Source organism: Pantoea sp. X-Soil-OKNW-556 (assembly GCF_059730695.1).
Window position 1 is genome coordinate 3,474,114 of sequence record NZ_AP035990.1, and the last position, 14,122, is coordinate 3,488,235.

Here is a 14,122-nt window from a genome sequence, read left to right on the forward strand (position 1 = left end):
CCATAAGCCGTAAATGATGCAATCCACAGATGTACACTTTTATTACCACATCATTTCCTCACCATGATAAATATAAATTTATTATTTTAAAAACATGATGTTAAATTAAAAAAACACTCCACAAGCCAAATAGATAAGTGTAAATAATTGATTACACCAACATTCAAAACAACATAAGATTATTGCGCAGACCTGCGCTAACATTTTGTTATACGTAGCTTTTCAGGATCAGTTTTATGAGTATTCGCCATGTTGGTCTTCGACCTTTTCATTTGCAGGACGCCGCCTCTTTTGCCCAGGCAGTGAATGAATCCCTCACCAGTCTGACGCCCTGGATGGCGTGGGCACACGATAATTATTGCAGCGATGAGGCTAGCAGTTGGATCAACTTTACTCATATCCAGCGCGTCAAAGGAGAAGCCGAAGAGTTCGCGATTGTCGATGAAAACGATCAGTTGCTGGGCGGTGCCGGTATTCGTTTTGCTCAACATCCTGGAGAATTTTGCGCATTAGGTTATTGGGTCCGATCGACAGCTCAGCGTCAGGGAGTAGCAACACGCGCAGTCGCCCAACTGATTGCGTTAGGCTTTCAGTCACCCGAGGTGAAGTTGCTGGAGATTCTGGCGGCTGCCGATAACCGCGCCAGCCGCGCAGTGGCTGAGCGCAGTGGCTTCAGCTTTGTCGATTACCGCTACGGTTTAATCGTGCTGGAAAGTGGCCCGGTGAATACCGCCATTTATCATTTAAAACGCGGATAAAAAAAGGGGCTGGCAGATGCCAACCCCTTGTTTGCTATTAACTTTGAGATGTCGCTTACGCGAGCTCTTAGTTAAGACGCTCTTTGATACGAGCAGACTTACCAGTACGCTCACGCAGGTAGTACAGTTTGGCTTGACGCACAGCACCACGACGTTTAACAGCGATGCTGTCAATTACCGGAGAGTGAGTCTGGAAGACACGCTCAACGCCTTCGCCGTTAGAAATCTTGCGAACAGTGAATGCAGAGTGCAGACCGCGGTTACGAATAGCGATAACCACGCCCTCGAATGCCTGCAGACGTTTCTTAGAACCTTCAACGACCCATACTTTCACTTCCACGGTATCACCCGGACGGAAGGAAGGTACGTCCTGTTTCATCTGCTCTTGTTCAAGTTGCTTGATAATGTTGCTCATAATTAAATCTCTTATCCTGGGTAAACTGATAGTCAGGGAAGATTACTCTTCCGCCTCATCGTTTTGTTGCTGCTGATGTTCACGCTTGAACTCAGTAAGCAACCTTGCTTGCTCTTCAGTCAGAGCCAGGTTTTCCAGAAGTTCAGGTCTTCTCAGCCAGGTACGGCCTAGCGACTGTTTCAGGCGCCAACGGCGAATATCGGCATGGTTCCCCGACAGTAAAACTGCCGGTACATCCATTCCTTCTAACACTTCAGGTCGGGTATAGTGCGGGCAATCCAGCAAACCATCCGAGAACGAATCCTCATCGGCTGACGCCTGTTTTCCCAGCACGCCAGGAATAAACCGGGCGACCGAGTCAATTAACGTCATGGCTGGCAGCTCACCGCCACTGAGTACGTAATCACCGATTGACCATTCTTCATCAATTTCGGTTTGAATAACGCGCTCATCTATTCCTTCATAGCGACCACAGACCAGAATCAACTTCTGATGTGTCGCCAGTTCGCAAACGCCCTGTTGGTCGAGTTTGCGTCCCTGAGGTGAAAGATAAATCACCTTAGCACCTTCCCCCGCCGCTGCTTTCGCTGCGTGGATGGCGTCCCGCAAGGGTTGCACCATCATCAACATCCCCGGTCCGCCGCCGTAAGGACGATCGTCTACGGTACGGTGCCGGTCGTGCGCGAAGTCACGAGGACTCCAGCTCTCAATGTTGAGCAGGCCATTTTTTACTGCCCGGCCAGTTACCCCGTAATCGGTAATAGCGCGAAACATCTCTGGAAACAGGCTAATAACACCAATCCACATCGCGTTCGCCGTTGCGTTACCGGTTTGTCCGGAGATCAAAAACCAGGATCCCAATCTACTTCAATAGTGCCAGTAGCGAGATCGACTTTCTTGATAACCTGTTCATCAAGAAACGGTATTAACCGTTCCTGTGCACCGAATGCATCTTTCAGGTTTGCCTTAACGACGAGAACGTCGTTCGAGCCGGTCTCCATCAAATCAATGACTTTGCCCATTTCGTAGCCTTCGAGGTTTACTACTTTGCAACCCATCAGGTCTTTCCAGTAGTAATCACCCTCTTCCAGCGGTGGCAGCTGCGCGGAATCAACCGTAATTTCGCAATTGGTTAATTGAGCCGCGGCATCCCGATCGTCAACGCCTTTGACTTTGATGATCAGGTCCTGATTGTGGTGCTTCCAGCCTTCCAGTTCGACCAGCTGCCATTGACCGGCGTGCTGAATAAACCAGGGCTGATAGTCGAAGATACTTTCGGCTTCTTCGGTGGAAGAAAACACTTTGAGCCAGCCCCGAATGCCGTAAGCGGCACCCATCTTCCCCAGTACAACCGGGTTAGCGGGAGGCTGTGCGGCAGGTTTTCTGCTCATGCTCACCACCGTGACAGATTAAGCTGCTTTTTTTGCTTCTTTGATCAGCGCGTTAACGCGATCAGAAAGCGTTGCGCCCTGGCCAACCCAGTGCTCAATACGGTCCAGATCCAGACGCAGACCTTCAGCCTGACCAGCAGCGATCGGGTTGAAGAAACCTACGCGCTCGATGAAGCGACCGTTACGAGCATTGCGGCTGTCAGTAACGACGACCTGATAGAACGGACGCTTTTTAGCGCCGTGACGTGCCAAACGAATGGTTACCATAACATCCTCATTAGTTAATAAAACAACCGGGCCCCATCGAGGAACGGGGCCCGGGTGCAATATAAAAAGCCCGAAAATTTTACTCATTTTGGCGCAAAAAGCAACCTGAGCATCTCACTTTTCCGGCATTTAGCCGGTCACCTTAGCGACCGGGGAATCCTGGCGGCATCATGCCCTTCATACTGCGCATCATTTTCGCCATGCCGCCCTTCTTCATTTTCTTCATCATGCGCTGCATATCATCGAACTGCTTCAGCAGTCGGTTAACATCCTGCACCTGCATGCCTGAACCCAGAGCGATACGGCGTTTGCGGGAACCTTTGATGATTTCCGGCTTCTCGCGCTCTTTGCGCGTCATCGAGTTGATGATCGCTTCCATACGCACCAGCAGCTTATCGTCCATCTGCGATTTCACGTTATCCGGCAACTGTCCCATGCCCGGCAGCTTGCTCATCAAACTTGTCATGCCGCCCATGTTGCGCATCTGCTTCAGCTGATCAAGGAAGTCATTGAGGTCAAAGCCATCGCCGGTTTTCAGTTTCTTCGCCAGCTTCTCCGCCTGATCGCGGTCAACCTTGCTTTCGATATCTTCAATCAGCGACAGCACATCGCCCATGCCGAGGATACGTGAGGCGATACGATCCGGATAGAACGGCTCCAGCGCTTCAGTTTTTTCACCAACACCCATGAATTTGATGGGCTTACCGGTAATGTGGCGAATCGACAGCGCCGCACCACCACGCGCATCACCATCGACTTTGGTCAGGATCACACCGGTTAACGGCAGCGCTTCGTTGAACGCTTTCGCGGTGTTGGCAGCATCCTGGCCGGTCATCGCATCCACAACAAACAGGGTTTCTACCGGATTGATCGCGGCATGAACCTGCTTGATTTCGTCCATCATCGCTTCGTCAACGTGCAGACGACCGGCGGTATCCACTAACAGGACGTCGTAGAATTGCAGGCGCGCTTCTTTCAACGCGTTGTTGACGATATCAACAGGCTTCTGGCTCAGGTCCGACGGACAAAAATCCACGCCAACCTGCTGCGCCAATGTTTCCAGCTGACGGATCGCCGCAGGTCGATAGACGTCAGCGGAGACAACCAGCACTTTTTTCTTATGCTTCTCACGCAGGAATTTACCCAGCTTGGCGACACTGGTAGTTTTACCCGCACCTTGCAGGCCAGCCATCAGCACCACAGCCGGCGGCTGCGCGGCCAGGTTGAGTGCATTATTTTCTGCACCCATCGCCTCGACCAGTTCATTGCGAACAATTTTGATGAATTCCTGACCTGGCGTCAGGCTTTTGTTCACATCATGGCCGACCGCGCGCTCTTTAACGCGGTTAATAAATTCACGGACTACCGGCAGCGCGACATCCGCCTCCAGCAACGCCATACGTACTTCACGCAGCGTGTCCTTGATGTTGTCTTCGGTCAGCCTTCCGCGGCCGCTGATATTGCGCAGGGTTTGCGACAAACGATCGGTTAAATTATCAAACATGCTCTCTCACTTAGAAACATAGCGAGGCCGCCTGGGCGACACAATGCGGCGGATTATAACACGAAGCCAGGCCGATCTCTGCAATTGACCTTCAGATCGTTTGGAGCCTGCTGCGGCTGACGTTATACTGCTTTTTTCCTTATCTGACTGACACCTGAAAGGATCTATGTTCGTTTTCGCGATCGTGGCGTTGTTCGCCTACTCTCTCAGCCTTGCTTTGATCATCCCCAGCCTGCTGAAACGCAATGGTGGCTGGCGGCGTTTTGCTGTGCTTTCCGCCTGTGTGGCGTTAATAGCCCACGCCGTGGCGTTACAACAACGCATTTTTGCCGTCGATAACGGGCAAAATCTCAGCCTGTTAAATATTGGCTCGCTGGTCAGCCTGCTGATTTGCGCCATTATGACTATCGTCGCCTCGCGCAATCGCGGTTGGCTGCTGCTGCCGGTTGTCTATAGCTTTGCATTGATCAATCTGGCGTTTGCCACTTTCGTGCCTAACGCTTTTATTACCCATCTGGAAACCACGCCAGGCATGATGATCCACATCGGTCTGTCGCTATTTGCCTACGCGACCCTGATTATTGCCGCGCTGTATGCGCTGCAACTGGCGTGGATCGATTATCAGCTGAAAAATAAAAAGCTGGCCTTCACTCAGGATATGCCGCCGCTGCTCAGCATTGAGCGCAAAATGTTTCACATCACCCAGATTGGCGTCGTGCTGCTGACGCTGGTGCTGGTGACCGGCCTGTTCTATATGCACAATCTGTTCAGCGCCGAGAATGTGGATAAAGCGGTGCTGTCGATCATTGCCTGGTTTGTTTATATCGTTTTGCTCTGGGGACACTACCACGAGGGCTGGCGCGGTCGCCGTGTCGTCTGGTTCAATTGCAGCGGTGCAATTTTGCTGACAATGGCCTACTTTGGCAGCCGCGTACTGCAACACCTGCTCACCCAATCTTCTCACTAAAGGAATTTTTGCGTTGGAACATGTTTCAACCACCACGCTGATCATCACGCTGGTCATCATGGTGCTGGTCTCGGCCTATTTCTCCGGTTCTGAGACCGGCATGATGACGCTCAATCGCTACAAACTGCGCCATCAGGCGAAAAACGGTCAGCGCAGCGCGCGCCGCGTCGAGAAGCTGCTGCGTCGCCCTGATCGTTTGATCAGCCTGGTGTTGATCGGCAACAACCTGGTCAACATCCTGGCATCAGCGTTAGGCACCATCGTGGGTATGCGTTTATACGGCGACGCCGGAGTAGCGATTGCCACCGGTATCCTGACTTTTGTGGTGTTGGTTTTCGCCGAGGTTCTGCCTAAAACGATTGCTGCGCTCTACCCGGAGAAGGTCGCTTATCCCAGCAGTTTTCTCCTCGCCCCCCTGCAATACGTCATGCTACCGCTGGTCTGGCTGTTGAATACCATTACGCGAGTTCTGATGCGGATGGTCGGCATTAAAACCGATGGTTCAATTAGCTCAGCGTTGAGTAAAGAAGAACTACGTACCATTGTGTATGAATCGCGTAGCCTTATGTCGCGTCGCAATCAGGATATGCTGCTGTCCGTGCTGGATCTGGAAAAGGTTGGCGTAGAAGACATCATGGTGCCGCGCAACGAGATTGTCGGCATCAACGTTAACGACGACTGGAAATCGGTGGTGCGTCAGCTCAGCCATTCGCCGCATGGCCGTATTGTTTTGTTTCGCGACTCACTGGACGACTGTGTTGGCATGCTGCGTGTGCGCGAAGCCTGGCGCACGATGACCGAGAAAAAAGAGTTTAACAAAGAGACGCTACTGCGTGCTGCCGACGAAATCTACTATGTGCCTGAAGGGACACCGCTGAACGTTCAACTGGTGAAATTCCAGCGCAATAAGAAGAAGGTCGGACTGGTCGTTGATGAATACGGCGATATCAAAGGTCTGGTAACCATCGAAGATATCCTTGAAGAAATCGTCGGTGATTTCACCACCTCAATGTCTCCCACGCTGGCAGAAGAAGTGATGCCGCAGAATGACGGTTCGGTGCTGATTGAGGGGGGTGCTAACGTGCGCGAAATTAACAAAGCGTTCAACTGGTCACTGCCGGAAGAGGAAGCCCGCACCATCAACGGTATGCTGCTGGAAGTGCTGGAAGAGATTCCGCAGGTGAATACTCAGGTTCAGGTCGGCAAGTATGATATCGATATTCTCGATGTGCAGGACAACATGGTGAAGCAGGTGCGCATTACACCGCACACGCCGCTCAAATCATCAATTGGTTCCTGACATAAAAATGCCGCGATTAACGCGGCATTTTTCTTTCTGCATCAGTAGCAACTAGATGTGCAGTTCGTGCAATTTTTCTTCCGGCAGTTTCAGCTCGTCGTTATAGTTAACGCCAATCTCATGTGCCAGCACGTTGCGCGCAATCTGCTGCGCTTCGTCCAGTGAGTGCAGCTTGTAGCTACCACATTGATACTCGTTCAATTCCGGGATCTGGTTCTGCTCTTTAACTTTCAGAACGTCTTCCATCGCCCCTTTCCACGCTTTTGCCACACGCTGCTCGTCCGGCGCGCCAATCAGGCTCATGTAAAAACCCGTGCGGCAACCCATCGGTGAAATATCGACGATTTCCACGCCTTCACCATTCAGGTGGTTACGCATAAATCCGGCGAAAAGATGCTCCAGCGTATGAATACCGCGCTCGGTCAGAATCTCTTTGTTTGGTCGGCAGAAGCGCAGGTCAAAAACGGTGATGGTATCGCCATGAGGAGTTTTCATGGTTTTCGCAACACGCACTGCGGGCGCCGCCATGATGGTGTGATCTACAGTAAAACTATCCAGCAGTGGCATATTGTCACCTCCTGTTTTGAGAATTTTTTTAAAACGATGAAACTTTTCTGTTCGCCCAACGTCTGAATATATGAAAGACGCGCATTTGTTATCATCATCCCTGACAACAGAGATGTTTATTCGGCCACAGTGATGTGGCCTTTTCTTTTTTACCCTTCCCGGCTGGCGAGATAGCTGGCGAAATCCAGCGTATCACTCTGTTCCAGCGTCTCCTGCGCGAGCACGGAAGCCTGTGCCTGGCGCGTAAAATCATCCTCGCTCAGAACCTCAAGCGGCTCCTCACACAGCAGATGACGATACTGTTCAGCCAATGCCACACCGGTTCCGGTCAAACCATTTTCCTTCATCGCATGAAGGATACGCGCCGAATAGGTTAGCTCAGGATCATCAAACGATGCCACCAGTTGATCGCAAACCTGTTGATATTGCGTGCTGCCCTCGTTGCTGTCGAGCACTTCTGCCACCCGACGCAGATCCGCAAACAACGCCTTGCCCACTTCAACCAGGGTATGCTGCGTCGCGCTGCATCCCACAGCAATCATCTGGCCCGGCTTACGACCTTCCAGCACCACACGATTCCAGTTTTTGCGGCTACAGAGCAACTCATCCGCGCTCATTTCCGGCGCATCCGCCAGCGTACACCAAATCAGGAACAAGTCGAGGAAACGCACCTGATTGGCATCGACACCAATCGCGGAGAACGGATTGATGTCCAGCGAGCGAACTTCAATATATTCAATGCCGCCGCGTTGTAGCGCGTCTGAAGGTGCTTCACCGCTACGTGTCACGCGTTTCGGACGAATCGGCGCATACAACTCGTTCTCAATTTGCAGCACATTCGTGTTCAGCTGCAACCAGTTACCATCGGCATCTTTGGTGCCAATGGCAGCGTATTCTTCAGAAGGTGTTTTGATCGCCGCTTTTAATGCCGCCACATAGCCTTCCAACGAGTTAAAGGTGATACCCAGTCCACTTTGCGATTTGTTGGTATAGCCAAGATCGCTCAAACGCAATGAGGTGGCATACGGCAGCCACAACGTACCTTTATCGTTCGTTTCAAACGGCAGATTGCTTTCCCGACCTTGCAGGAAGCTGGAGCAAATGGCTGGTGATGCGCCAAACAAATACGGGATCACCCAGCCGAAACGGTAGTAGTTACGAATAAGGCGCAGATACCCGGCGGAGATGGTCTCCTTACCGCTTTCCGCGTCTTTAACATCCGCCCACTCACGCCAGAATGACAGCGGCAGTGAGAAATTGTAATGGATGCCTGAAATGGTCTGCATCAGCGCGCCATAACGGTTTTTCAAACCCTGACGATACAACGTCTTCATTTTGCCGATATTGGAGCTGCCATATTGCGCCAGCTCGATTTTATACGCATCGTCGATGATACAGGGCATGCTAAACGGCCACATGCGCTCCTGACCCAGCTCACGCGCCACATGGCGGTGAATATCGCGCAGGAAACTGAGCATGTGATCAATGTTCTGATCAACAGGCGTGATGAACTCGAGCAGCGTTTCAGCGAAATCGGTGGTAATCCAATCATGCTTCAGCGCTGACCCAAGGGACTCAGGGTGCCCGGTGGTTGCCAGGTGACCATCCGGCTCGACACGCAACGTTTCGCGTTCAATGCCACGGCCGATACCCTTTAACGCGTCGGGATGCGCTTCCAGCCAGGAAAGCGCTTTTGATACGTCCGGGATCACATTAACCTCCCGCTGTGCGAATAATTTATTTTTGTTCAGCATAATGTTAACCGTAGCCTCGAATCTGTGCGAATCAATGCCACCATTGCAAACCTTGCAAAGTGACCGTCGCGATAACGATGTAACGCAGTGTTTTACCGATGGCGAGAAACAACAACGCCGGAAGCCAGCCAACGCGCAACCAGCCTGCGAAGACGCAGAGCAGATCGCCCACCACGGGTAGCCAGCTAAACAACAGGGCTGCAGGTCCGAATCGGTGTAACCACGTCATTGCTGTGTTATGCCATCTCCCCTGCCCTTTTGGTGGCATCAGGCGACCAAGAAAAATGTTCGTCAAGCCGCCCAGCGTGTTTCCCACTGATGCAGCCAATAGCAACCCATAGACCGACCCTTTTTGGGCGATCAGTAGGGCAACCAGCATCGCTTCTGAGCTTCCCGGAAGGAGAGTGGCACTCAGAAAGCTACTGCCAAATAACGAGCCATAAGTCAGAAAGTCATTCACAGTAAACGGACATCAACCACATCCATACCTGCCGCTTTAGCGGCCTGCACGCCAAAATCAGCATCTTCAAATACCACACATCGTGCGGGAGCAACGCCCATCAGCTCGGCGCAGCGCAAAAAGGTATCAGGTTGCGGTTTATGGCGCAGGACATCATCGGCGCCGACGACTGCGGTAAAAAGATGATAAACCCCTAACTGCTTCAGCAACGCTTCCGCCAGGCTATGTTCACTGCCGGTCCCCACCGCCATCGGACGACGGCCATGATAAGCCTTGACCACTTCCATCAACGGCAACGGACGAACGCTATCCAGCAACATCGCTTTGAAGGCCACGGTCTTTTCCGCCGCCAGCTGATGTGGATCATGCGTAGCGTTGTTTTGCTCGATGATAAATTGCGCCAGCTGCCAGGTAGGCGCACCGTTTAAGCTCACCATTTTTTCGTCATCAATGGTGAAACCATAGCGGCTGAGAACCTGATGCCAGGCTTTTCGATGTGTCGGCTCGGAATCGAGAATCGTGCCGTCCATATCGAAAATCAAGGCGTCATATTGGTCGTACATTGTCACTCCGGACATCCTGCAAAGGTGCCCTTACTTTAACGTAATGCGCTCAGGTTGTCGCCAGGTGTGCTTAACAGCAAATGCTTTGAAAGCATTAGCAATTTTGGATTTAAGAAAAAGGTGAGAAAACGGTACCGCGCATAAATGACGGTTAATTCAGTGTTTTTATTTGAACGGCGAGTAAAGACGAGAGAATGGTGCATCCAGGAGGATTCGAACCTCCGACCGCTCGGTTCGTAGCCGAGTACTCTATCCAGCTGAGCTATGGATGCATTGAGAGTTTTTCTTGCGACGGACTGACTGAAGTTGATGATGAGACAAAGAATGGTGCATCCAGGAGGATTCGAACCTCCGACCGCTCGGTTCGTAGCCGAGTACTCTATCCAGCTGAGCTATGGATGCATTGAGAGATTTTCTTGCGATGGACTTACTGAAATCAACCTGGGAATGATACGAAGAATGGTGCATCCAGGAGGATTCGAACCTCCGACCGCTCGGTTCGTAGCCGAGTACTCTATCCAGCTGAGCTATGGATGCATTTCTGAAAATTCTTGTACAACGCAGGGTGCTAACAACTCACCACGAAAGGAACTGCTCGTTCACTCTTTACGACATCTTTTTCGATGGTGCATCCAGGAGGATTCGAACCTCCGACCGCTCGGTTCGTAGCCGAGTACTCTATCCAGCTGAGCTATGGATGCATCGAAAAATGGCGGTGAGGCGGGGATTCGAACCCCGGATGCAGCTTTTGACCGCATACTCCCTTAGCAGGGGAGCGCCTTCAGCCTCTCGGCCACCTCACCTTACGCGTTCTTACGAACTGTGCTGCTGAACTTTGTTTCCGCTCATCGGCACTGCGTGGCGCACATATTACTTTCCCGCACTTATAAGTCAAACAATTTTTCCCACTACAAGTTTGTTTGCACAAATGACAAACAATCCGCGCAATTTGCCGACAAAAAGAGTGATTAATCAACAGTAAAAGGTCGATACAGATAACAAAATGAGAAAGAGGAAAATAACAGGAAAAACAGAAAAGCAGGGGAAAAGCGGTAGCGCCTCGCCGCAAAGCGAGGCGCTGAATCCGTTAGTAACTCGTAGGCTGAGCTTTTTCTGCCTGGATGCGCTGATAGATCTCTTCGCGATGCACTGAAACCTCTTTAGGTGCATTGACGCCAATACGGACCTGGTTACCTTTAACTCCCAGCACCGTTACAGTCACCTCATCGCCAATCATGAGGGTTTCACCAACTCGACGAGTTAGAATAAGCATTCTTTGCTCCTTGAAAGATTAAAAGAGTCGGGCCTGTTCGGGTTCCCGGCCATATCCATCATATACTGCCGAACAATGTCTATGACAAATACACCATTGTGGTTTGTCACGCCAATACATTCTGCTGATAGTTAGTTTAGCCGAAATACACTGCCTCAACCTGACTTTGTCATTACCTGGTGCACATCGCGTTAAAAAGCGCCGGAACATCTGTTCCTGGCGCTCCTCACGATGCTTAGTTTTATTTCGTTACAGTCGATCGCTAACCCAGTCCTGCACACCTGCAAGCGCACCGGCCAGCGCCTGCGGATTAGTACCACCCGCCTGTGCCATATCCGGACGACCACCGCCTTTACCACCGACCTGTGCGGCCAGCTCACCGACCAGTTCACCCGCTTTGACACGGTCAGTCAGGTCTTTGGTTACCCCGGCAATCAATGACACTTTGCCTTCAGCAACGGTTGCCAGCACGATAATCGCGGAACCAAGCTGGTTTTTCAGGTCATCCATCATAGTACGCAACATCTTAGGCTCAACGTTGCTCAGTTCGCTCACCAGCAGCTTGGTGCCTTTCACATCCACGGCTTTACTACTGAGGGATGCGCTCTCTTGCGCTGCCTGCTGGTCACGCAGTTGCTGCAACTCTTTTTCCAGAGCACGTACGTGATCCACCAGACCACGCACTTTTTCGTTCAGATTGCTGCTGTTGGCTTTCACCAGATGCGCGATATCCTGCAACTGATGGCTTTGCGCATTGACTTGCGCCAGAGCGCCTTCACCGGTAACGGCTTCAATACGACGCACGCCTGCTGCGGTACCTGACTCAGACTGAATGCGGAACAGGCCAATATCACCGGTACGTGCTGCGTGCGTACCACCACAAAGCTCAGTGGAGAAATCACCCATGCTCAGCACGCGTACGCGCTGGTCGTATTTCTCGCCAAACAACGCCATTGCGCCCTTCGCTTTGGCTGCTTCCAGGTCCATGATATTGGTTTCAACTGCCAGGTTACGACGAATCTGGGCGTTGACGATATCTTCAACCTGACGGATTTCCTGCGGTTTCATCGCTTCAAAATGGGAGAAGTCGAAACGCAGGTATTTGTCGTTTACCAGCGAGCCTTTCTGCGCTACATGGTCACCGAGAACCTGACGCAACGCGGCATGCAGCAGGTGTGTCGCCGAGTGGTTCAGGCGAATACGTGCGCGACGCTCTTCATCAACCTGTGCATTCAGGCGATCGCCGACACGCAATTGACCTTGAGTAAGCTTACCGATATGACCAATCGCCTGACCATACTTCTGTGTATCCTGGACGCTAAATTCAGCATTATTCCCAGCCAGTACACCGGTATCACCCACCTGCCCGCCTGACTCACCGTAAAACGGCGTTTCATCCAGTATCACTACCGCGTCCTGCCCTGCGCTGACCTGATCAACCGCTTGACCGTCAACAAACAGCGCCTGCACCGTGGAAGCCAATACCAACTGGTCGTAGCCTTTAAATGCCGAGGCCGAGTCAATACGAATTACGCTGTTATAATCGGCACCAAAGCCACTGGCTTCGCGTGCGCGCTGGCGTTGCTGCTCCATCGCCACTTCGAAACCAGCTTCATCGATCTTCAGATTACGCTCACGGCAGACGTCTGCTGTCAGGTCTACCGGGAAGCCGAAGGTATCATAGAGACGGAAGACGGTTTCACCATCAAGAGTATCACCTTGCAGTTTTGCCAGCTCTTCATCCAGCAATGCCAGACCACGCTCCAGCGTTTTCGCGAACTGCTCTTCTTCTGCTTTCAGGACATTCTCTACCTGAGTCTGCTGGCGTTGCAGATCTTCACCCGCTGAACCCATCACTTCAATTAGCGGTGCAACCAGTTTGTAGAAGAAGGCATCTTTTGCGCCAAGCATATTACCGTGACGTACTGCACGACGAATGATGCGACGCAGCACATAACCACGGTTTTCATTCGAAGGGATCACACCATCAGCAATCAGGAAAGCACAGGAACGGATATGGTCAGCAATAACGCGCAGTGATTTGTTGCTGAGGTCATTCGCACCCGTCACTTCAGCCACTGATTTAATCAGTTTGGCGAACAGGTCGATTTCGTAGTTGGAGTTTACGTGCTGCAATACCGCGGCAATACGCTCCAGGCCCATGCCGGTATCCACCGAAGGTTTTGGCAGCGGCAGCATGGTACCGTCGGCCTGACGGTTGAACTGCATGAACACGATATTCCAGATTTCAATGTAACGGTCGCCATCTTCTTCCGGGCTTCCCGGCGGGCCACCCCAAATATGATCGCCATGATCGAAGAAGATTTCACTGCACGGGCCGCACGGGCCGGTATCACCCATCTGCCAGAAGTTATCAGAAGCGTAAGCGCTACCTTTGTTATCACCGATGCGAATAATACGTTCGCGCGGAATACCAATGTCATTCGCCCAGATGTCATAGGCTTCATCGTCCGTTTCATAGACGGTGACCCAAAGACGTTCTTTCGGCAGCTTAAACCACTGCTCACCCGTCAGCAGTTCCCAGGCGTATGCAATCGCGTCTTTTTTGAAATAGTCGCCAAAGCTGAAGTTGCCCAACATTTCAAAGAAGGTGTGATGGCGTGCAGTGTAGCCCACGTTTTCGAGATCGTTGTGCTTACCACCGGCACGCACACAACGCTGCGCCGTGGTCGCACGCGAGTAATCGCGCTTATCCTGACCGAGGAAAACGTCTTTAAACTGGTTCATCCCGGCGTTGGTAAACAGCAGCGTCGGGTCGTTGTTCGGTACGAGGGAGCTGCTGGCTACAACCTGATGTCCCTTGCTATGAAAAAAGTCGAGAAACGCTTGACGGATCTCAGCAGTGCTCTTGCTCATAAATTTCCTGGAATCACGCTAACGAA

General features: G+C 51.7%; 14 protein-coding genes and 5 tRNA genes. 3 read left to right on the plus strand and 16 right to left on the minus strand.

All coding sequences use genetic code 11. The annotated features are described in order from the left end of the window. Window positions 1–236 precede the first annotated feature (236 nt). Window positions 237–758: a GNAT family N-acetyltransferase gene (locus tag AC6I8T_RS16235; protein ID WP_497834142.1), complete on the plus strand. Its 522-nt coding sequence runs from the start codon at window positions 237–239 to the stop codon at window positions 756–758. Window positions 759–825: 67 nt separating this feature from the next. Here AC6I8T_RS16235 and rplS read toward each other — a convergent pair whose 3' ends face one another. From rplS to ffh, 5 genes are all read right to left on the minus strand, one after another. Next, window positions 826–1,173 carry a 50S ribosomal protein L19 gene (gene rplS, locus AC6I8T_RS16240; RefSeq protein ID WP_013510201.1) on the minus strand — a complete coding sequence of 116 codons (348 nt, stop codon included), beginning with the start codon at window positions 1,171–1,173 and terminating at the stop codon, window positions 826–828. A 42-nt stretch (window positions 1,174–1,215) separates the two neighbouring features. Next, on the minus strand, window positions 1,216–1,980 hold the full coding sequence (gene trmD / locus AC6I8T_RS16245; protein ID WP_021184497.1) for a tRNA (guanosine(37)-N1)-methyltransferase TrmD: 765 nt from the start codon (window positions 1,978–1,980) through the stop codon (window positions 1,216–1,218). Window positions 1,981–2,015: 35 nt separating this feature from the next. Beyond that, window positions 2,016–2,564 carry a ribosome maturation factor RimM gene (rimM, locus tag AC6I8T_RS16250; RefSeq protein WP_021184498.1) on the minus strand — a complete coding sequence of 183 codons (549 nt, stop codon included), beginning with the start codon at window positions 2,562–2,564 and terminating at the stop codon, window positions 2,016–2,018. 18 nt (window positions 2,565–2,582) lie between these two features. After that, window positions 2,583–2,831, minus strand: a complete 249-nt coding sequence (gene rpsP, locus AC6I8T_RS16255; RefSeq protein ID WP_013510204.1) for a 30S ribosomal protein S16 — start codon at window positions 2,829–2,831, stop codon at window positions 2,583–2,585. A 142-nt stretch (window positions 2,832–2,973) separates the two neighbouring features. After that, complete coding sequence (ffh, locus tag AC6I8T_RS16260; protein WP_036626542.1) at window positions 2,974–4,335, minus strand: signal recognition particle protein; 1,362 nt, start codon at window positions 4,333–4,335, stop codon at window positions 2,974–2,976. A 166-nt stretch (window positions 4,336–4,501) separates the two neighbouring features. On the opposite strand from ffh, the gene AC6I8T_RS16265 reads away from it, so the two are divergent. Together AC6I8T_RS16265 and AC6I8T_RS16270 are read left to right on the plus strand one after the other, a co-directional pair. Beyond that, window positions 4,502–5,302, plus strand: a complete 801-nt coding sequence (locus AC6I8T_RS16265) for a cytochrome C assembly family protein (RefSeq protein WP_013510206.1) — start codon at window positions 4,502–4,504, stop codon at window positions 5,300–5,302. Window positions 5,303–5,315: 13 nt separating this feature from the next. Beyond that, the gene (locus AC6I8T_RS16270) at window positions 5,316–6,602 is read left to right on the plus strand and encodes an HlyC/CorC family transporter (protein ID WP_208723746.1); all 1,287 of its coding nucleotides are present in this window, start codon (window positions 5,316–5,318) and stop codon (window positions 6,600–6,602) included. A gap of 51 nt (window positions 6,603–6,653) precedes the next feature. Here AC6I8T_RS16270 and luxS read toward each other — a convergent pair whose 3' ends face one another. From luxS to alaS, 11 genes are all read right to left on the minus strand, one after another. Next, the gene (gene luxS, locus AC6I8T_RS16275) at window positions 6,654–7,169 is read right to left on the minus strand and encodes an S-ribosylhomocysteine lyase (protein WP_036626543.1); all 516 of its coding nucleotides are present in this window, start codon (window positions 7,167–7,169) and stop codon (window positions 6,654–6,656) included. 149 nt (window positions 7,170–7,318) lie between these two features. Further along, window positions 7,319–8,923, minus strand: coding sequence for a glutamate--cysteine ligase (gshA, locus tag AC6I8T_RS16280; protein ID WP_497834143.1), 1,605 nt, complete (start codon window positions 8,921–8,923; stop codon window positions 7,319–7,321). Window positions 8,924–8,954: 31 nt separating this feature from the next. Further along, window positions 8,955–9,383, minus strand: coding sequence for a YqaA family protein (locus tag AC6I8T_RS16285; protein WP_013510210.1), 429 nt, complete (start codon window positions 9,381–9,383; stop codon window positions 8,955–8,957). Continuing rightward, entirely contained in the window at window positions 9,380–9,946 is a 567-nt protein-coding gene (gene yqaB, locus AC6I8T_RS16290; RefSeq protein WP_208723744.1) for a fructose-1-phosphate/6-phosphogluconate phosphatase, read from the minus strand. The genes AC6I8T_RS16285 and yqaB overlap by 4 nt, the downstream gene beginning before the upstream one ends. A 195-nt stretch (window positions 9,947–10,141) precedes the next feature. Beyond that, window positions 10,142–10,218 (minus strand) — tRNA-Arg (locus AC6I8T_RS16295). 53 nt (window positions 10,219–10,271) lie between these two features. Continuing rightward, window positions 10,272–10,348: transfer RNA gene (locus AC6I8T_RS16300), tRNA-Arg, on the minus strand. Between the two features lie 58 nt (window positions 10,349–10,406). After that, window positions 10,407–10,483: transfer RNA gene (locus AC6I8T_RS16305), tRNA-Arg, on the minus strand. 87 nt (window positions 10,484–10,570) lie between these two features. Beyond that, window positions 10,571–10,647, minus strand: a tRNA-Arg gene (locus AC6I8T_RS16310). A gap of 9 nt (window positions 10,648–10,656) precedes the next feature. Further along, window positions 10,657–10,749 (minus strand) — tRNA-Ser (locus tag AC6I8T_RS16315). 284 nt (window positions 10,750–11,033) lie between these two features. Beyond that, window positions 11,034–11,219: a carbon storage regulator CsrA gene (gene csrA / locus AC6I8T_RS16320; protein ID WP_013510212.1), complete on the minus strand. Its 186-nt coding sequence runs from the start codon at window positions 11,217–11,219 to the stop codon at window positions 11,034–11,036. A gap of 249 nt (window positions 11,220–11,468) precedes the next feature. After that, the gene (gene alaS / locus AC6I8T_RS16325) at window positions 11,469–14,096 is read right to left on the minus strand and encodes an alanine--tRNA ligase (protein ID WP_208723743.1); all 2,628 of its coding nucleotides are present in this window, start codon (window positions 14,094–14,096) and stop codon (window positions 11,469–11,471) included. Between the last annotated feature and the right edge of the window lie 26 nt (window positions 14,097–14,122).